The 20080-nt window shown below is 65.0% G+C and carries 15 protein-coding genes; 5 read left to right on the forward strand and 10 right to left on the reverse strand.

Annotated elements, in window-relative coordinates; genetic code table 11:
* Positions 1-20: 20 nt before the first annotated feature.
* The 5 genes from AP428_RS33740 to AP428_RS33760 all read right to left on the reverse strand — a co-directional run bounded on the left by AP428_RS33740 (position 21) and on the right by AP428_RS33760 (position 3477).
* Positions 21-1445 carry a PLP-dependent aminotransferase family protein gene (locus AP428_RS33740; RefSeq protein WP_011545601.1) on the reverse strand — a complete coding sequence of 475 codons (1425 nt, stop codon included), beginning with the start codon at positions 1443-1445 and terminating at the stop codon, positions 21-23.
* A gap of 379 nt (positions 1446-1824) precedes the next feature.
* A complete protein-coding gene (locus AP428_RS33745; protein ID WP_011545602.1) occupies positions 1825-2073 on the reverse strand; it encodes a hypothetical protein in 249 nt (82 codons plus the stop codon).
* A 34-nt stretch (positions 2074-2107) separates the two neighbouring features.
* Positions 2108-2563, reverse strand: a complete 456-nt coding sequence (locus AP428_RS33750) for a DUF1269 domain-containing protein (protein WP_011545603.1) — start codon at positions 2561-2563, stop codon at positions 2108-2110.
* Positions 2564-2650: 87 nt separating this feature from the next.
* Positions 2651-3103 carry a phosphate-starvation-inducible protein PsiE gene (locus AP428_RS33755; RefSeq protein ID WP_027813452.1) on the reverse strand — a complete coding sequence of 151 codons (453 nt, stop codon included), beginning with the start codon at positions 3101-3103 and terminating at the stop codon, positions 2651-2653.
* The gene (locus AP428_RS33760) at positions 3100-3477 is read right to left on the reverse strand and encodes a LysR family transcriptional regulator (protein ID WP_034175610.1); all 378 of its coding nucleotides are present in this window, start codon (positions 3475-3477) and stop codon (positions 3100-3102) included. The genes AP428_RS33755 and AP428_RS33760 overlap by 4 nt, the downstream gene beginning before the upstream one ends.
* Before the next feature lie 422 nt (positions 3478-3899).
* On the opposite strand from AP428_RS33760, the gene AP428_RS33765 reads away from it, so the two are divergent.
* From AP428_RS33765 to AP428_RS33785, 5 genes are all read left to right on the forward strand, one after another.
* The gene (locus tag AP428_RS33765) at positions 3900-4979 is read left to right on the forward strand and encodes a Dyp-type peroxidase (protein ID WP_011545605.1); all 1080 of its coding nucleotides are present in this window, start codon (positions 3900-3902) and stop codon (positions 4977-4979) included.
* Complete coding sequence (locus tag AP428_RS33770) at positions 4972-5787, forward strand: family 1 encapsulin nanocompartment shell protein (RefSeq protein WP_006481296.1); 816 nt, start codon at positions 4972-4974, stop codon at positions 5785-5787. Before AP428_RS33765 ends, AP428_RS33770 begins: the two co-directional genes overlap by 8 nt.
* Before the next feature lie 104 nt (positions 5788-5891).
* Positions 5892-6161 (forward strand): hypothetical protein, encoded by a 270-nt coding sequence (locus AP428_RS33775; RefSeq protein WP_011545606.1) that lies wholly within the window; start codon positions 5892-5894, stop codon positions 6159-6161.
* A gap of 634 nt (positions 6162-6795) precedes the next feature.
* A complete protein-coding gene (locus tag AP428_RS33780) occupies positions 6796-9636 on the forward strand; it encodes an ATP-dependent Clp protease ATP-binding subunit (RefSeq protein WP_011545607.1) in 2841 nt (946 codons plus the stop codon).
* 124 nt (positions 9637-9760) lie between these two features.
* Positions 9761-12040, forward strand: coding sequence for an FdhF/YdeP family oxidoreductase (locus AP428_RS33785; protein ID WP_011545608.1), 2280 nt, complete (start codon positions 9761-9763; stop codon positions 12038-12040).
* Between the two features lie 222 nt (positions 12041-12262).
* Here AP428_RS33785 and AP428_RS33790 read toward each other — a convergent pair whose 3' ends face one another.
* Genes AP428_RS33790 through AP428_RS33810 form a run of 5 tightly spaced genes read right to left on the reverse strand, consistent with a single transcriptional unit; the run spans position 12263 to position 19738 of the window.
* Complete coding sequence (locus AP428_RS33790; protein ID WP_011545609.1) at positions 12263-12766, reverse strand: pentapeptide repeat-containing protein; 504 nt, start codon at positions 12764-12766, stop codon at positions 12263-12265.
* Entirely contained in the window at positions 12763-13068 is a 306-nt protein-coding gene (locus tag AP428_RS33795) for a hypothetical protein (RefSeq protein WP_041489679.1), read from the reverse strand. Before AP428_RS33795 ends, AP428_RS33790 begins: the two co-directional genes overlap by 4 nt.
* 10 nt (positions 13069-13078) lie before the next feature.
* Entirely contained in the window at positions 13079-14734 is a 1656-nt protein-coding gene (locus tag AP428_RS33800) for a DUF6396 domain-containing protein (protein ID WP_226292196.1), read from the reverse strand.
* Between the two features lie 16 nt (positions 14735-14750).
* Positions 14751-16832 carry a phospholipase D-like domain-containing protein gene (locus AP428_RS33805; protein ID WP_011545611.1) on the reverse strand — a complete coding sequence of 694 codons (2082 nt, stop codon included), beginning with the start codon at positions 16830-16832 and terminating at the stop codon, positions 14751-14753.
* A gap of 35 nt (positions 16833-16867) precedes the next feature.
* Entirely contained in the window at positions 16868-19738 is a 2871-nt protein-coding gene (locus tag AP428_RS33810) for a type VI secretion system Vgr family protein (protein ID WP_011545612.1), read from the reverse strand.
* Between the last annotated feature and the right edge of the window lie 342 nt (positions 19739-20080).

Consider the following 20080-nt stretch of genomic DNA (forward strand, 5'->3'; position numbering starts at 1 on the left):
CGCCGCGCGCCGCGGCGCGGTCAGTCGATGCAGGATGCGGCGAGCTTGCCGACGGTGACGACCGCGCGCTCGATCTCGGGCGACCACGGGCTGCTGTAGTTCAACCGGATGAAGTTCCGGTAAGTATCCGCGATCGAAAACATGTAGCCGGGCCCGATCGTGATCCCCTGCTCCAGCGCGAGCTGGTACAGCCGCATCGCATCGACCTGCGCGGGCAGCTCGACCCACAGCACGTACCCGCCTGCCGGGCTCGAAATGCGCGTGCCTTCCGGAAAGAACCGCGACACCATCGCGCGCATCAGGTTCGCCTGCTGCGCATACGCCTTGCGAACCCGCCGCAGGTGATGTTCGTAGCCGTCGCGTTCGAGAAACTCCGCGATCGCGAGCTGCGGCAACGACGGCGTCGCCAGCGTATTCAGGAACTTCAGCTTCTCGACCTGCTCGCGGTAGCGGCCCGGCAGCGCCCAGCCGATCCGGTACGCGGCCGTCAGGCTCTTAGAGAACGACGCGCAATGCAGCACGATGTCATGGCGATCGAACGACTTCAGCGTGCTCGGATGCATGTTGCCGAAATACAGTTCGTTGTACACGCCGTTCTCGATGATCGGCAGGTCGGCTTTCGTTGCGAACGCCACCAGTTCGCGCTTGCGCTCGTCCGGCATCTGGAAGCCCAGCGGATTCTGGAAGTTCGGCATCACCATGCACGCGGCGATCGGCTGCGATTTCGCGATCGCGGCCAGCGCCGCGATGTCGATTCCATATTCCGGGTGTGTGGCCACCTCGATCGCCTTCATCCCCATCCGCTCGATCGCGTGCAGCATCGCGTAGAACGTCGGCGACTCCACCGCGATCGTGTCGCCCGGCTTCGCCACCGCCTGCAGGCACAGGTTGATCGCCTCCGTTGCGCCGACCGTCACGATGATCTCGTTCGGGTCCACCGACATCCCGTTTTCCAGGTAGCGCCGCGCGATCTGCCGGATCAGCCGCGGATGGCCCGGCGGCAGCCCGTCCGTCACGCCCCACAGCGACTTGTCGCGGCCAGCCGCATACGCGTAGCGGTTCAGCTTCTCGAACGGAAACAGGCTCGGGTCCGGGTACGGCGAGCCGAGCGGCACCGCGTCGTCCGTGCCGATCGAGCGCAGCGTCGACAGCACGAGCCGGCTCACGTCCACCGACGACGAGATCGCGATCGGCTTCGACGGCCGCAGCTCGCGCACCGGCGCGTGGCCGTCGTCGCGCCGCAGGTTCACGAAATAGCCCGACTGCGGCCGGCTTTCGAGCAGCCCGCGGCTTTCCAGCAGCAGATACGCATGCAGCACGGTCGTGATGCTGATCCGGTGCTGCTGGCTCGCCTGCCGCACCGACGGCACACGGTCGCCGTGTCGATATACGCCTTGCCGAATGAGTCGCTCTACGTCGTTCGCAAATTTCTCGTAGAGCTTCATCCGCCTCGCCCCGCCAGCGATGAACCGGCGTGCGCCGCATGGGGGGCACCGCCGCGCCGATGCACGAAGCCGGATAGCCGTCGCCGGGGGCGGGTGTCCCGGCTGGAACCTCGTCCGTTATCGAAATTGAAGGCGGATAGCAATGCGAATCTCATCAAGACAAGGTTCGGCATCCTACTGCGTCATTTCGACGAATGTAAGTGACAGTTTGGCGAGGAAACGTCAAATCCGGCCGGCGTGGTGAACAGATGATGCGAACGCGACGGCGCGGCCGCGCGCTCGCACGGCAGCCGTTCGTCCGGCGCACGTCATGATGTATTGCGGTAGCAGAGGAAGCACCGGCGAAGCGAAGCCCGGCCATGCGCCGGCCCGCTCGCAATCAAGCGTCGTCGACGTTGTCCGCGTAGTGGTCGATCGCGACCTTGCATTCGTCGAACACCACCGTCAGCAGCGCGACGTCGTTCGACTCGATCCACTTGCGGATCTGCAGGAACTGGCCGGTGCCGAGATCGGCGAGGCGGCCCGGATCGTCGGTCGTCACGTCGACGCTCGCGATCGCGCGGTTGCCGGGCAGCGGCGACAGCGTCGCCGCGATGTCGAAGCGGCGATACGATTGATCGATGCGCATGCGGTTCTCCCGAATCGGTTCGAAAAGAGCGGGCTCAGTCGAGCGTCTGGCGAAAGACCTTGCCGCCGAATCCCGTCACGACGTTGTCGACCGAGAACGGCGTGTCCTCCTTCGCCTCGAGAATGACCGCGACGCTGCCGGGCACGAGCCGCGCCGCGACGGTCTCGACGAACGTGCCGTCGAGCAGCGCATTGCCGGCCGCCTGCGCGAGAATGCCCGCGCCCGCGCCGGCCGCCATGCCGGTCACCATGCCGATCGGCCCGGCGAGCAGGCCGAGCAAGCCGCCCGCGATCGCGCCGATCACGCCGCCCTTGAACGGCCGCGATTCGGCGTCGAGCACCGCGAGCTTGCCGTTCGCGTCCTTCTCGACGACGACGCCGTTCTCGATGTGGAATCCTTCGTTCTTCTCCGACAGTGCCTCGAAATCGTTCGCGGCCTGGCGGGCCGTCTCGACGCTGCCGAACACGGCGACGATCAATTGCCTGGTCATGCGACACCTCGCTCGATGGAATGATGGGGAGACCGCCGCACCGCGCACGGCGCGCCGGGGTTCGCTTCGAATGCCGCCCGGGCCGCGTTACTTGCGGACATGCACGTCGTCCTCGACGTCGTCGACGTCCGCCGGAAAGCGATGCTGGCCGAAGCTCAGGATCAGCACGCCGACCGCGAGCAGCACGATCCCGAAGGTCGTCATCAGCATCCGCTCGGGGCTGTCCGTCGCGCCGCGCAGGATCAGGTCGCGCGCGAGCGACGTCATCGCGATGAACAGCGGAAACCGCACCGGCAGCCGGCCGAGCCGCAGGTAGCGCAGGTCCATCGCGAGCACTTCCAGATACAGGAACATCAGCAGCAGGTCGGTCAGCGACACCTCGCCCGCGAGCACGACCTTCCACGCTTCCTGCGCCATCGCGAACGCGGTCGCCAGCCCGATCACGACCAGCCCGGCGAGCTCGGCCGCGTGAAGGAAATGGCCGAAGCGGCGACGGATGCGCTCGGCGGTCGTATCGGTGGATGCAGTGGACGTATTCAACGCGTTAACCGGTGTAGTGTCGTGGGCGCGGCGATCGATGCTCCGTCGCTGCAGCGAGTGGTTTCGGGCAACGGCAAGCCCGCGACGGGCGAACGCGAAACCGTTGCGCACGCACCGGCTCCGCTCGCGCCGGTCGCCTGCGCGACCGCGGACAGCGTGCGCCGGCAACACGCGTAAAACGCGACGCCGGCCTCGGTGCATGCGACCGCGTCGCCCGAGCGGTCCAGCAACAACCGGCAGCCGAGATAGCGTTCGAGCCCATCGAGCCGCGCGCCGACCTGCGCGACGTCGAGCCTCAGTTCGGACGCCGCGCCGGACAGCCCGCCATGCTCGACGATTGCACCGAAAATACGCATCGCTTCCAAAAGGTTCATCATGATGACCGTCGTCGGGCGGAGCGGAACCTAATCTACTGCACGCGACACACCCGCTCAAGAGCACAGCGCCGCGGGCGCCAGGAGTACAGCTGAGCGGGCGCCGCACAAAACCCGGCCCGGTTTGATCCATTCGAATGACAGATCGTCGATACGTGTTCCAAAGACCCGCCGAAGCTGCTAGATTGCATGCTCGACGACGTTACGCGGTGCGGCCAGCCTTACGCGCCGGGCGAACGCGCGGCCACCCCGCCTGCCTCCCCTTCGCGCCCCGGGGGCCGGCCGCCGCCGCTGCGGCCCGTTGCGCGATGCCCGCGCAACGTCCTTCATCCGCATGTCACAAAGCACAGAGAACAGTCGCATGACACAGTTCAACCGTTCGCCTTCGCGCGCCGCGGCTACCGCGGCCCGTCCGTCCCGACATGACTGACCGGCAGGCCGCGATGCAGACCACTCCTCCCCCGCTCTCCCAGGCCGTTCACAGCACGATCACGCGCAGCGCGATCTTTCTCGTGGCGACGATCAATCCCGGCGCCGATCACGCCGACACGATCCGTTCGTGGTGCGGCGACATCGCCGCGCTGGTGCGCTCGGTCGGCAAGCGCGTACCGGGCGGCAACCTCACCTGCGTGTGCGGCTTCGGCTCCGACGCATGGGATGCGCTGTTCGGCGAGCCGCGCCCCGCATCGCTGCATCCGTTCCGCGAATTCGGCGCCGGCCAGCGCGTCGCGGTCGCGACGCCCGGCGACATCCTGCTGCACATCCGCGCCGAAGCGATGGATCTGTGCTTCGAACTGGCGACGCAATTGCTCAATGCGCTCGGCGACGCGGTCACGGTCGTCGACGAGGTGCACGGCTTCCGCAATTTCGACCAGCGCGCGATGATCGGCTTCGTCGACGGCACCGAGAACCCGGAAGGCCGCGAGGCGGTCGACTTCACGGTGATCGGCGACGAGGACGCCGAATTCGCGGGCGGCAGCTACGTGCTCGTGCAGAAGTACCTGCACGACATGGCCGGCTGGAACGCGCTCGCGGTCGAAACGCAGGAGCGCATCATCGGCCGCACCAAATTGTCCGACATCGAGCTCGCGCCGGACGTGAAGCCGTCGTGCTCGCACAGCTCGCTGACCACGCTCGACGAAGGCGGCCAGGAAGTGAAGATCCTGCGCGACAACATGCCGTTCGGGCGCCCGGGCGCCGGCGAATTCGGCACTTATTTCATCGGCTATGCGCGCTCGCCGGCGCCGATCGAGCAGATGCTCGAGAACATGTTCGTCGGCCGCCCGCCGGGCAACTACGACCGCCTGCTCGACTACAGCCGCGCGGTCACCGGCTCGCTGTTCTTCGTGCCGTCGGCCGACCTGCTCGAAGCGCTCGCCGACCGCCCGGCGCCGCCCGCCGAAGCCATCCAATCGGAATCCACGCCGTCCGCGCCTGCCGCACCGCATCGCGACGGCTCGCTGAACATCGGCTCGCTGAAAGGAACCCCGACCTATGAATAACCTGCATCGCGAACTCGCGCCGATCTCGTCGGCCGCCTGGGAACAAATCGAGGAGGAAGTGGCGCGCACCTTCAAGCGCTCGGTGGCCGGCCGCCGCGTCGTCGACGTCGAGGGCCCCGCAGGGCCCGAGCTGTCGGCCGTCGGCACCGGGCACCTGCTCGACGTCGCCGCGCCGCGCGAGCTCGTGAACGCACGGTTGCGCGAAGTACGCACCATCGTCGAGCTGACGGTGCCGTTCGAGCTGAGCCGCGACGCGATCGACAGCGTCGAGCGCGGTGCGCGCGACGCCGACTGGCAGCCGGCGAAGGAAGCCGCGCAGCGGCTCGCATTCGCCGAAGACAACGCAATCTTCGACGGCTACCCGGCAGCCGGCATCGTCGGCATCCGCGAAGGCACGTCGAACCGCCGGCTCACGCTGCCGGCCGACGTCGGCGCCTATCCGGACGCGATCAGCGACGCGCTGGAAGCGCTGCGCCTGGCCGGCGTCGACGGCCCGTACTCGGTCGTGCTCGGTTCGGACGCATACACCGCGCTCAGCGAAGCGCGCGACCAGGGCTATCCGGTCCTCGGCCATATCAAACGCATCGTCAGCGGCGAGATCATCTGGGCGCCGGCGATCAGCGGCGGCTGCGTGCTGTCCACGCGCGGCGGCGATTACGAGCTGCACCTCGGGGAAGACGTGTCGATCGGCTACACGAGCCACACCGACAAGGGCGTCCGCCTGTACCTGCGCGAAACGTTCACGTTCCTGATGCTGACGAGCGAAGCATCGGTGGCCGTGGCGCCGCAGGGCAACGCGGCCGCCTGAGCGCGGTTGCCGGCGCGCGATGCCCGCCCGGGCGTCGCGCGCGACGGCCGCACCGCCGGCCGCGGGTTCGTCGCCGATCCAGCCCATCTTGCATGGAGGATGTCATGAGCGAATCGAATGACGCATTACAGGCGCTGCAGGCGTCCGTCGCTACCCTGAAGCAGACGGTCGACGCGAATGCAGGCAGCCAGGCCGGCGACACCGCCGTGCTGTTTACCGTCGTGTCGCTGATGCTGGCCGAGCTGCCGCCCGACACGCGCAACCTGATCGAGGATTCGTTCTCCGTCTGGGCCAATGGTCTGCAGAATGCGGCGCTGTCGGCCGACGTGAAGCAGATCGCACGGCAACGGCTCGCGATGGATCTGTCGGACTGATCGCGGTTCACCACGGTTGCGCGATGTCCGGCGCATCCCGTGCAACCCGTCTTCGCCCTCGCCGCCCCCCCGGCACGCATCGGCTGCGGTGCGTGCGGAGCCGGCCGTAACCGCTTCGCGCCCGCGCCGCGCGTCGCGCACCGGCTTGCGCCGCGTCCTGCGTCCCGTCTCCCCCGTTTGCCGGCTGCCTGCGCCCTGCGCGCCGATGTCGCACCTCGCCCCGTTCGCGCGCCACCCCTTCCTGTCCCCATCCACCGCAAGCCGTACGCGCCGCGCATGCCCGCGCCGCCGCGCGCGTGCGCGTCTGTACTCCTTGGCGCCGGATCGCACGCCCATGTGAGGGTGCAATTCACGGCCGGCCCGGCAGGGAACTGTGTCTTGGATGGCCCGCGCCGATTCGCTATTTTGAACGCAGTCGAAGCGATGCCGTGGGCTCCTCTCAGCGCTCGCGCCTCCCGCCCCGACCGCGACCGTACGCCACGCCGGCGCGCGCTGCGCGATCGCACCGGTGCGGCACGCGCGCCGCCGCGGTGTGTGCCGTGCGCGTCGTGCGGTCGCGATCGGGACGCGCGAGCGCCGCACCGCATCGGGCTTCACCCTTCGACCCACCTTCACCGACAGGAGCCAGACCACCATGCCCGCACTTTGCGATATCTGTCACGCCCGGCCGGCCGTCGCGCGCGCCACCGTGATGCAGGACGGCGAGCGCAAGACGATCTCGATCTGCGATTACCACTTCCGACAGCTGATGCGGCATCAGAGCATGCTGAATCCGTTCGATTCGCTGCTGGGCGGTGGCGGACCGTCGTCGCTGTTCGGCGGCCTCGGCGACGACTCGCCGCTCGCCGCCGAGATTCCGCGCGAATCGGTCGACCCGACCGACGCATTCAGCGAACAGACGCTCGAACTGCTGCAGCGCGCGGCCGAGAAGGCGCATGAACTGCGCCGCAGCGAGCTCGATTCCGAACACCTGCTGTACGCGCTCGCGGACACCGACGTGTGCGCCGCGCTGCTGAAGGAACTGAAGCTGTCGCCGGAGGACATCAAGTCGTACATCGACGCGCATGCGCACACCGGCACGGCCGACCCCGATGCGCCGCTCGACAAGCTGTCGATCTCGCCGCGCGTGAAGAAGGCCGTGCAGTACGCGTTCCAGGCGTCGCGCGATCTCGGCCACTCGTACATCGGCCCCGAACACCTGTTGATCGGGCTCGCATCGGTGCCGGACAGCGTCGCCGGCACGCTGCTGAAGAAATACGGCGTGACGCCCGAGGCGCTGCGGCAGAAGGTCGTGAAAGTGGTCGGCAAGGGCGCGGAGGACGGCCGCGTCGATGCGCCGACTGGCACGCCGAATCTCGACAAGTTCGGCCGCGACCTCACCGCGATCGCGCGCCAGGGCAAGCTCGATCCGGTGCTCGGCCGCGCGCAGGAAATCGAGAGCACGATCGAGGTTCTCGCGCGCCGCAAGAAGAACAACCCGGTGCTGATCGGCGAGCCGGGCGTCGGCAAGACGGCGATCGTCGAGGGCCTCGCGCAGCGGATCGTCAACGGCGACGTGCCCGAAGTGCTGCGCGACAAGCGGCTCGTCGAAGTCAACATCAACTCGATGGTGGCCGGCGCGAAGTATCGCGGCGAATTCGAGGAACGCGCGAAGCAGCTGATCGACGAGGTGACCGCGAAGCAGGACGAACTGATCCTGTTCATCGACGAGCTGCATACGATCGTCGGCGCGGGCCAGGGCGGCGGCGAAGGCGGCCTCGACATCGCGAACGTGCTGAAGCCCGCGCTCGCGCGCGGCGAGCTGAGCCTGATCGGCGCGACGACGCTCAACGAATACCAGAAGTACATCGAGAAGGACGCCGCGCTCGAACGCCGCTTCCAGCCCGTGTTCGTGCCGGAGCCGAGCGTCGAGCAGACGATCGTGATCCTGCGCGGGCTGCGCGACAGCCTCGAGGCGCACCACCAGGTGACGTTCGCCGACGACGCCTTCGTCGCGGCCGCCGAATTCGCCGACCGCTACATCACGTCGCGCTTCCTGCCCGACAAGGCGATCGACCTGATCGACCAGGCCGCCGCGCGCGTGCGGATCGGCGCGACCTCGCGCCCGGTCGACATTCAGGAAGGCGAAGCGCAGATCGCGCAACTGAAGCGCGAGCAGGACTATGCGACCTCGCGCAAGCGCTTCGACGAAGCGAAGCAGTTCGAAGAGCAGATCAATGCGAAGCAGAAGGCCGTGGACGAGATGATGGAGGCGTGGCAGCGCAAGACCGGCTCGGAGACGCTCGAGGTGACCGTCGAATCGGTGGCCGAGGTCGTGTCGCGGCTCACCGGCATCCCCGTGTCCGAACTCACGCAGGAAGAACGCCAGAAGCTGCTGAAGATGGAAGAGCAGTTGCGCGAGCGCGTGGTCGGCCAGAGCGATGCGGTGGTCGCCGTCAGCGATGCCGTGCGACTGTCGCGCGCCGGGCTCGGCCAGACCCACCGGCCGATCGCGACGTTCCTGTTCCTCGGGCCGACGGGGGTCGGCAAGACCGAGCTCGCGAAAGCACTGGCCGAGACCGTGTTCGGCGACGAGCAGGCGATCATCCGCATCGACATGTCCGAATACATGGAGCGCCACGCGGTCGCGCGGCTGATCGGCGCGCCGCCCGGCTACGTCGGCTACGACGAAGGCGGCCAGCTCACCGAGCGCGTGCGGCGCCGCCCGTACAGCGTGATCCTGCTCGACGAGATCGAGAAGGCGCATCCGGACGTCTACAACGTGCTGCTGCAGGTGTTCGACGACGGGCGTCTCACCGACGGCAAGGGCCGCGTGGTCGATTTCAGCAACACGATCATCATCGCGACCAGCAACCTCGGCGCGGCGATCATCATGGACAACCTCACGCAGCCGGAAGCCGCGCGCAAGACCGACAAGGCGATCCGCGAGGAACTGATGCAGGTGCTGAAGGGGCATTTCCGGCCCGAGTTCCTGAACCGGATCGACGAGGTGATCGTCTTCCACGCGCTGTCGAAGGACAACATCCGCTCGATCGTGCAGATCCAGCTCGATCGCGTGGTGCGTACCGCCGCCGCGCAGGACATCACGCTCGTGATGGGCAGCTCGCTCGTCGACCACCTGACCGAAGTCGGCTACCAGCCGGAATTCGGCGCGCGCGAACTGAAACGCCAGATCCGCCAGACGATCGAGACGCGGCTCGCGAAGGAGATCCTCGCCGACCGGCTGAAATCGGGCGACAAGTGCGAGGTCGACTACGACAAGGACAGCGACGAAGTGAAGTTCAACACGCTCGCCGCGCCTGAAGCAAAGGATCCGAAGGACGCGAAACCGGACGCCGACGGCAAGGCCAAACCCGACGGCAAGGCCGCCAAGGCGGCAGCAGACGCGAAGCAGGACGACACGCGCGCCGACGCCCCGCCGCCCGCTGCGAAGCCCGGCAAGAAGTCGTCCGGCGCGAAGAAGGACGCACACTAAAACAACGCTTGCCCTGCAACCCGGGGCACGCATGACCGGCTCCGTCCGTCGGACGGAGCCGCCCCACGCCGCGACACGGCGCAACCGAGCCACCCGCACCGGGCCCGGCTATTGGAGATTCACCATGACAAATCGACGCGAAGTGCCAGGCATCAGGAAATACGATGGGCCCGCCGGCGGTTGGGGCGCGCTTCGCGCGACAGCCGATGCGGTGCGCACGCAGATGGAAACCATCGAGGCGCCGATCGTGCTGATGCGGACCAACCAGCCCGACGGCTTCGACTGCCCCGGCTGCGCGTGGCCGGACAAGGAACACAAGTCGACGTTCCAGTTCTGCGAGAACGGCGCGAAGGCCGTCACGTGGGAAGCGACCACCAAGCGCGTGACGCCCGAGTTCTTCGCGGCGAACACCGTGTCGTCGCTGCTGCGCATGTCGGACTACGAACTGGAGAACATGGGCCGGCTCACGCATCCGCTCGTCTACGACCGCGCGACCGACACGTTCCGCGCGATCGAATGGGACGACGCCTTCGCGCGCATCGGCGAGGTGCTGCGCGCGCTGCCGCCCGAGCAGGTCGAGTTCTACACGTCGGGCCGCGCGTCGAACGAAGCCGCGTACCTGTATCAGCTGTTCGCGCGTGAGCTCGGCACCAACAACTTCCCGGATTGCTCGAACATGTGCCACGAGCCGACCAGCGTCGGCCTGCCGCAGTCGATCGGTATCGGCAAGGGCACCGTGTCGCTGGAGGATTTCGACCACTGCGAGCTGATCATCTCGATCGGCCACAATCCCGGCACGAACCATCCGCGGATGATGGGCACGCTGCACGAGTGCGCACGCCGCAACGTGCCGATCATCGTGTTCAACCCGCTGCGCGAGCGCGCGCTCGAACGCTTCGCCGATCCGCAGGACATGATCGAGATGGCGTCGTTCGGCTCCACGCGGATCGCGTCGACGTACTACCAGGTCGACGCAGGCGGCGACGCGGCCGCGCTGAAGGGCATCATGAAGGCGCTGCTGAAGCTCGAAGCCGAGCAAGGCAACGTGCTCGACCGCGACTTCATCGCGCAGCACACCAACGGCTTCGACGCGTTCTCGGCCGACCTCGAAGCCACGTCGTGGGACGACATCGAACGCGCGAGCGGCCTGAGCCAGGCGCAGCTCGAACAGGTGGCGATCGCGTATGCGAAGTCGAACGCGACGATCGTCACGTACGGGATGGGCGTCACGCAGCACAACAAGGGCACGGCGACCGTGCGCCTGATCGCCGACCTGCTGCTGATGCGCGGCAACATCGGCAAGCCCGGCGCCGGCGTGTGCCCGCTGCGCGGCCATTCGAACGTGCAGGGCAACCGCACGGTCGGCATCACCGAGAAGCCGTCGGCCGAATTCCTGAAGAAGATCGAGGACGTGTGCGGCTTCACGCCGCCCGCGCAGCACGGGCACGACGCGGTGCAGGCGATGCAGGCGATGATCGACGGCACCGCGAAGGCGCTGCTGTGCCTCGGCGGCAACTTCGCGGTCGCGCTGCCCGATCCGGAACTGTCGTTCCCGGCGATGGCGAAGCTCGACCTGAGCGTACATCTCGGCACGAAGCTGAACCGCTCGCACCTGCTGGTCGGCAAGGAAACCTTCATCCTGCCGGTGCTCGGCCGCACCGAGCTCGACATGCAGGCCACCGGCCGGCAGTCGATCACCGTCGAGGATTCGATGTCGATGGTCCATGCGTCGGCCGGCAAGCTCAAGCCCGCGTCGGACCAGTTGCGCTCGGAACCCGCGATCGTCGCCGGCATCGCGCATGCGACGCTGCCGAACAGCAAGGTCGCGTGGCTCGACCTGATCGCCGACTACGACCGCATTCGCGACCTGATCGACAAGACGGTGTCCGGCTTCGAGGCGTTCAACGAGCGAATCCGCACGCCGGGCGGCTTCCGCCTGCCGCTGCCGCCCACCGAGCGCGTGTGGCCGACGCCGACCGGCAAGGCGATGTTCTCGGTCTACAAGGGCGTGAAGGAGGACGCGGACGTGCTCGGCGCCGAGCAGGTGCTGCGCCTGATCACGCTGCGCAGCCACGATCAGTACAACACGACGATCTACGGGCTCGACGATCGCTATCGCGGCGTGTTCGGCCGGCGCGACGTGCTGTTCATGAACGCGGCCGATCTCGAGAAGTACGGGCTCGAACACGGCGACCTCGTCGACATCGAGACGGTCACCGCGTCGGGCCGCACGCTGCGCCTCGAGAAGATCACCGCGATCGAGTACGACATCGCGCCGGGCTCGGTCGGCGCGTACTACCCGGAAGCGAACGTGCTCGTGCCGCTCGACTACATCGACAAGGAAAGCGGCACGCCGTCGTACAAGTCGGTGCCGGTGCGCGTCGTGCGCTCGGCGGTGGTCTGATCCGCAGGCGGGCGGGGGTGCGGCACATGTCGCGCCCTTCGGCCCGCCTGCTACCCTGCGCTTCGCGCTCGCGGCCGTCGCATCGCAACCGATGCGGCGGCCGTTTCATTTGATCGCGTCGGACGGCGCCGGGCTTGCCGCGCCGCCCAGATGGAGCAGGTGCCCGTCGCGGGCCGACTCGCCACTACGTCGACGAGACCCCGCAACGGTGGCGGTCCCGACTCAGTGCCCGCCGTTGATTTCCGTATCCTCGAAAGCCAGATGCTCGAAATAGCTTCCGGTGAAGTCGACGTCGAGCCCCTTGAGGCCATGAGCTTCAACCGTGGTGCCGGTACAGTCCAGCACCTGCACCGAATGCCATGTGTTGCCGTCGAACCTGACGCCGTTCCACTTGCATCCGAGGAATTTCACACCGTTGAAAGTGCTGCCCTGAAAAGCGGCGTCATTGAAGCTGCAATCCACGAATGTGCATCCGGAAATCGTAATCTCTGCAAAATCGCAACCGGTGAACGTGCAGGTCAAGAACCGACAACCCGTCCAGCCGGCCTGCCGGAATGACGTTCCGGCGAAGCTGCTACCGCTGAAACTGCTACCGGCAAATTGCGCGAGCCCCAGATCGAGGCCGGCATAGGCCGAGCTGTCTGCCTGACCGGACAGTCCTGCGGGCATGCCGCCCGCGCCCTTGCGCCACTGATCGTGCTTGTAGATGATGTCAGCACTGCTCATCGGTCTGCGTCCCGGTGAGCGAGAGCAGCCGGATCATCCTCGTCCTTGCCCGAAGGCTGTTCATCACCCTCGTCGTCGTCCGATGTTGCCGAGCCCCGGCTGGCGAACCATGCGACCAGCCCACCCAACGCCAATAGCGGACCGAGAAACAGGAAATTCTCGATCGCGAAATCGCCTACATCGTGCGAACCGTAGCTACCTCCGCTGATCTGGGCCACGGCCCCCATTGTTGCAACTGCCCCCCAGGCAGCCAAGATCATCCCTCCGACACACACCGTCGCGGCAATCGTCGATTTGCGCATCTCTGCTCCGTCAAGCGTTCTCGGAAGGGTTGCCGAGGCTGACCTGAGGCAGCTTCGCAAATCCAAGGTGATTAGCTTCGTTCCACCACGTCCACGTCACGTCCGCCGGCGATACGTCCAGATGCATGACCCGTGGATCGGGAAACGCGTCACCCTGCAACACGTAGGCCTGGCGATACCACTGATTGAACGTGGTCGCCCGAGGATGATCGTCCGCCACCACAGCCTGCCAAATACCGGTCACCGGGCACGCGCGGATGCCGCGACACCGGATAGCCGGGTCGGGAAATTCGGCGGCGCGCGCAATGCCCTGTGTCACACGCGGATGCGATTCCGCCGATTGCACGGGCATCGGAATCGCATCGCCGACATAGTGGAAGAAGATGCGACCGTCCTCAGGCATCAGGCCGGGGCGACTCCGATCGAACAGTTCATCATTCCGGTAATGCATCGGTACCTGAGCCGCATTCCATGCGAAGTGACGTTCGGCGCTCGGATACTTCAGCTGGGCGAGCCAGTAACCACCGACAGGAGCAGCCGTCGTTTCCGCCTGCGGAGGAACGGCAACCTGCGGCTTCTCCGGCAGCATGTAGCCATCGGGCACGTGCGCGCGCCCCGTACGCAGCGACACGGGGTGCGCCGCAGGTTTGACCGGCGACGCCGGCACGGACGTCACCGCTTTCGCCGCGTCGATCAACGTCTCCTTGTTGCCGTCCCACTTGGGCAACTTGGCGGGCGGCAGCGGCACGACCTTGTCCAGATTCGGCAGACGCAGGTCGGGGTCGCGCTCGAGGCGGTCGGCAAGGACGCTGTAGCGTTCGGCGCGGGCTTCATCCTTGACATGGCCGACCAGGGCGTCCCCCTTGCCAAACGACGCACTCAACCACCCCGCGCTCTCGGCGCTGCCGAATTTCACGCCCGCATGCAGGGTCTTGAGTGCGCGTTCGTTGTTCTCGCTCAACTCGGCTCGATCTCCCACAATCGTCGTTCCCAACTCATATGCAGCAAGTCCGTTGCCCTGCGCGACCGCACATTCAAGCATCTTGAGCGCGATCTTTCGGTTACCCCAGAAGCCTGCCTTCGGGTCGTCATAGAGCGCATCCATCTTGCCACCCAGATACGCCATCGCACTTGGACTACCCATATCGGCGGCCAGTTGCCAGAACGCATAGGCGCGGCTCGCATCCTGCTTAACCCCCATCCCGTTCATGTGGTACGTGCCCATCAAATCGTAGGCTGCCGGAATACCCAGTTTCATCGCCTGTTCGGTGATCTGAACGGCATGTTCCGAATCACGTTCCACACCTTGCCCCTGAGCGTAGGCATTCGCCAGATTCAGCATGGCTTTCCAGTGCTTACGCTCGGCCGCCTTCGTCCACAAATCGACAGCCCCCTTGTAATCGCGCTGGTTCGGCCACAACAGCGAACTGGTCAGCGCCATTGCCTGCTGATTCCAGCGATCGGCCTCCGGATCCAGCGGAGGAACCGCGTCAACCTCGTGCTTGCACTCGAATGCTGTGCGATGCGGATCGAAGGCGGTCAGCGACATGTTGCGAGGAAGAGAATCGTTCATTGAGCAGGCGGCACATGCAAGGAACAGGAAAGCAGAAACTAACCGGGCGAAGCCGATACGGTTGGCGAGGGTCGAACGCAATTGATTTAGCACGATTTAGGGAGCCTACTCAGGATAAGCGAATACCTGTCACACGGTCATCGTGGAACGGATGCAGGAAGCCGGTTGGCGCGTCCCCCTTCTTTCGGGCAAGCTCGTTGGCCCGCAGCAATTGCACCCAGTTGCGGAACGCCTTCGACATGGCCAGCGGAGTCAGCGAAGACGGGTTGCAATCCGCTGCATTTCCTGTGTGAAGCTTCCACACCCGTTTGCGCAGATCTTCGCTTTTCGCGCGGTCGTCGGTTCCCACGTTGATCTCGGCATCCACTGCCATGCTCCGCAAGTTCAGATTGGCACTGCCCAACGTGAAGAAACTGTCGTCGATCATCAGCAATTTACTGTGGATGTAGATTTCCCTGTACCGGGCCGCGAACGATTGCGCCGGCAACGGCAGCATCGGCGCCAAGTCCGGGTCGGGCAGTTCGCCTTTGGCTTGCTGCTTTTTTACGTAGTCATCCCAGCGGGCCTGTTTCTTCTCCGTCTCGGTATTCAGCTTGGAGCTGCGCCAATTGTAGTCAAAGGACCACAGGCTGCCGACCAGCGCACGGATGCCCATCTGATCGAGCGATTTCGTGAGCGACGCCTTGTCACCAAGGTCCTTGGCGCTTTGCGCCGCAGGCGACAGCGGAGCAGGATAGTAGTCGGGGTCGATCCTTGCGCCGCTCGCTTTCTGCCGCTTGACGTAGGCGTCCCAGGTCGCCTGTTGCTGGCGATTGCGCGCGAGTTCGTCTTCGACCGCCTTGTCCTGATTGGGCATCGAGGTGCCATAGCCCAGAACCTTAACGGTATCGTGCGTGCGCGGCACCATCTGTGGCCGCTCGGGCGTGGGGATAACGGCCATCACGTGCAAATTCGGTACGTCGGCAGGACTCCTTCCCGCTGCCTGGCTGCACGACAGAAACTCGGTTCGCAATTCCTTCAGCTTCGTCGGCCACTCGGTATATTGGAAATACTGGTTCTCGATGTAGATATAGTTGCGCGCAAACGACGTCGCCTGGATATACAAGGCCTTGATGGATTTGTCCTTTTCTTCGGGCTGCGTACGAGCGATTTGCGCACGCTGGCACGGCGTGCCGATATTTTTCGTCAAACCCGGAGGCACCTTCTTGAAATCGTGTGTTCGCGACAGGTTCGCCCCCTGACCCTTGGCCCGGTTCCACGCATCGGTAAAGTTTTTGCTTACCGCCACGAGTGCTTCGCCCCGAATCCGACTCGCGTAGTCCTGATAAGGCTTCAACCCCGGTTGCGAGTCGTTGGCACCCTCCCATCCTTCACCACGACGCGGATCATTGAAGAGATGCTGCTGCGTATCCCAATAGTCCGTCACGCTGTTCAGCCCCATCACGTAGCCGACCGCCTGTGTACCGCCCTCGTGGTCGTAGTCGATCAGGATAGTCTTCTGATGGTCGGTGGCCAATTTCTCCAGGCCGAAATCTTCCAGGTTGTCGCGCTTGCCCGGCTCGTGCGCCAGGCTTTCGTGAACGTCCTTGCTGCTGCCGTCCCGCGTACGAAGAGACAGGTTGGGCAGGCGGCCGGCAAACGCGTCGTCGTACCATCGCGCATTGAAGTCCTCGCGCCGGTCCTGTGGGGTCAGCGGCTGCGGCGCATTGCCCAACTGCACATAGATGCCGCCCGCCTTGCCGACCTCCCTGGCCATCTTCTGCTCGTACGTAAGGCGGCCGCCGCTGTAGCCCGGCATGTTGTTCGACAGGGTACTTCCGATCACGCCATACCACGAGAGCAAGCGAACCTGCACCGGCTTGCCGTTATTGAATTTCCCGGCCGCGACATCGCGCAGCAGCCCGCCCCAGGTATCTCCTCGCGGCCAGACCGTGCCCTTGCGGATCAGTTCCATCCCGGGGTCAAAGCCCCAGCAAATGATTTCGACACTATGCTTGGCCGCCTTCAAGTCGGCCGCAATCTGCGTAAACGCGTCCTCTCCGCAAATGAATACGTCGATATTGTTCTTTTCATAAGGCGGCGCGTAGTAGTCCGCCTGCTTTTCCAGAAACCACTGCGCACTGGCGACCGCCTGACGCTTGTCGACATCGATCGGCGCCTTCGATTTGTTTTGAGTATTGGTATCGGACATCACGTTTCTCGTCGAAAACTGTAGCGAATCGCCGGTCAGCCCTGTGCGTGGCGCTGGCGCGATTCCGGATCGCCGTCGACTGCCCGCCATCCCTGCGCGGCCAGTTGATCATCGTCGCTCAACCCTCCCTCCATCACGGGCACCTCGATCTCGTGCCCGTTGTGCAGCTTGACCGTATAGGAAGACGTGCCCTTCTGGTGATTCGCAATGATCAGTTGACCATGCTCGTCGGTCACGCCGTCCGCAATCTTGGCCGCTCCCTTGTAAAGGGTGTACGGCTCGTAAGCAAGCGGCCGCCCGTCGCTGGGATGGGAACGGAGCACCACCGCGAAGCTGTCTTGTTGCTCCAGCTCCTTGAACGTCAGGGGGTCGGGCGCTTTCACAGGCTTGTTGTCCGGCCCGACGAGACTGTGCGACGCCGCGTGTTCGCGCCATACGCCGCTCGTGCCATGCACGACGCCGCCGCCATTCCACTGGCTGTAGCTCGACCCGCCGTTGATCGACGCTTCGTCGCTCGCCTGCGTATTGACCTTCGGCGAGCGGAACACGATCTCTTCGCCTGCCTCCAGGATGATGCGCTTGGCGGCCTTCACAACCACGTCCTCCTTGTGCGCCTCGATACGCAGCTTCCCGTCTGCCGTCACCAGCGTCATGCCCTTGGCCGCGAAAGCACTCATCCAATCGCCGACGCGCATCAACAGACGACGTCCCACGCTGATCTGCGTGTTGCCGGCACTCACCGCATCGATGTTGGTCTGTGCCCCGAGCACCATCGCGTCCTGGCTAACCACGGTCACGCCGGCCGGCCCCTCGATTGCCACCATCGGCGCACCGCCGGAGCCGCCGCCACCCTGATCAACGTTGCTGCCAGCATCCCAGCCCTTGATCTGCGATGTGATCTTCTCGATGCGTGCGAGGTCGGTGTTGTCGGCGTCGTTCGCGGCGGACGCATCACCGAGGTTTCGTACCAGTTCCTGCAATTGTTCGATCAACGTCTGCAACGCCGTGCGTTCGAGCATCTTGCCTTCGGCACGCCCCTGCTGCTGCGCGGTCACGTAGACGCCCTTCGCGGCGCGAATGACCGCCTGGGCATCGGTTCTGGCCTCCAAACCGTCGCCACGAGGCGCGCCCTTGCCATCGTTACGAGGTTCCGTCAGGTAGCCCAGGTTCAGCTGGGTATAGGTGTGTTCGCTGGCAAGCTGGCTACTGATCTGGCCGGGTGTATCGTCGAAACGCAACTGGTTGTAGCGATCCGCCTTGACCTCCTTGGTCTTGATGCCGGAAAGATATCGATTGCCCGGAAGCGAGCCGGTATGGCTGAACGTGGTCGGCATGTTGGGACCACCGTGCAGCACCCCGATCACGACCATCTTGTCGGGGTCACCGTGTAAATGGTCGATCAGCACTTCCATTCCCGCGCGCGGCAGCATGTCCATGCCGTAGTTCGGCCCGGCCCAGGGGCTGACCCATCTCACCCACGCGCTGTCCCGCTCGGTTCCGCTGGTGCCGGCACCTTGCGCATGGGCATGATCGTCGGCGCGCAGACCAAGAATCTGCACCTTGATGCGCCCCAATTCGTCGCAGTGCACTTCCTCGCCGTCCTGGCCAACCACTTTCGCGGTAAACGGATGCACGGGCGGCAAATCGACGCGCGGATCGTAGGCAGGTGTCAGCGGCACACCGCGGCGCACGCAAACGAATGTGTTCTCGTAGCGAACCCCGGCCCCCTCTTCGACCGGCAACGCGTCGAAACTCCAGCGACTCGCGGCAAACAGCACTTGGGCCCGCTCGTCGAGCGCCTTCGAAAAATTGTTGGTCGCCCGGTGGTGCAAGCTGGTAACGACGAACTGCCGCTGCTCCTCGGGCCGGGTATCGACCTCCGGATGCCCAGCCAGCGTGAACCAGAAGCCCGGCGAGACATCCCGGACATCGCTCGACGCATGCACGCATTCGGCGCGATGCTCATGTGCCAGAATCCGAGCCTTCGCCAAACGCTCGTGGTCGGCATCCGAGTCCGCCGCATGCGGAACGTCGATGACCGAGTCGGCCAGCAGCTTCGCAAGATCGTTGCCCGCCTCGCCCTGATCGACGATCGTCTCCTGCTCAGACTGCGCGATCCTGCCGGTCTTGTAATCCCAACTGGCACGCCGCACACTTCCGGGCGTCAACGCACGGGCCGCGGACCATAGCGTGACCGAGTCACGCTCCCGCGACTGCGTACCCCGGTGGTAAGGCACATGGCCTGCCGCCGCCTGTGGCAGCTTCGTCGGATCGTCGCAGAACACGAGCGTATGGACCGGCGTGTCGGCGGCCGCACCATCATGCTTGCCAGCCCGGGTGTACCAGAAAATACCGTCGCGTCGACACATCCGTCGAATGAAGGCCGCATCCGATTCACCCGCCTGGCGCGTCTGCTCGCGCTTTGGATACTGGTTGCGATCCAGCACGAGCTCGAAATCGAAAGCCTGCGCCAACGCGGAACTGCGTTGCTGCCATTCGTGCAGCAGTGTCTCCAGAATGTCCGGAACACTCATCGAACGGAACGTTCTGCTGTTGATCCGCTGATCGAGAATACTCAGCGCATCTCTCAATGTCAGTTGTACGCACGTGAGGGAGCCGTCCGATTGACCGGCGCGGACATCTGTGATGATCCCATTGATCGGATATGGCTTGCCTCGATCCGTCATCAGTTGCACCGAAAGCGGCAACCCCAGAAAGGCGGAGAGCGGCAGATCCGGGCGTGACGACAGGCAGGTCAGGTGCCCTTCGATGCCGACACAGAGACCTTCCGTCAAATCGATGCTCTGTGGCACCAGGACATGCGCCAGCGCATCCTGATGACGGCCCCAATGAAACCGGATCGCACGATTGTTCTGATCGAGCGCGCCAACGAAGGCGCGCAGCATTTCGGTCACGTTCACTTGTCAATGGGCATTCGGCAACGGCGCTCTCAGACCGCCAAGCCACCTGCGCTTAATTATTTGGTCACCGATTTTAAGTGCAACGTTCACACAAAAACAATCGCGCCGTGCTAGTTAGCGCGATGGAAGGTGCAACGAATGCTCGATGTGTTGCCGGCTGATCCGTCCCCTTCAATAAAATAAATACCAATCCATTGATTCTATTAACTTTTAATGTACTTTCGGATGATTGACGGCAAACGCTGTCATATCTCAACGCACAGCGCCCAGGCCATTGCCCGGACAATTCTTTACGGTTCGCGGCCAGCCTAGCTGATAGCATGCGTG

The organism is Burkholderia sp. E168m22 (assembly GCF_001319805.1).
GTDB classification, from domain to species: Bacteria; Pseudomonadota; Gammaproteobacteria; order Burkholderiales; family Burkholderiaceae; genus Burkholderia; species Burkholderia orbicola.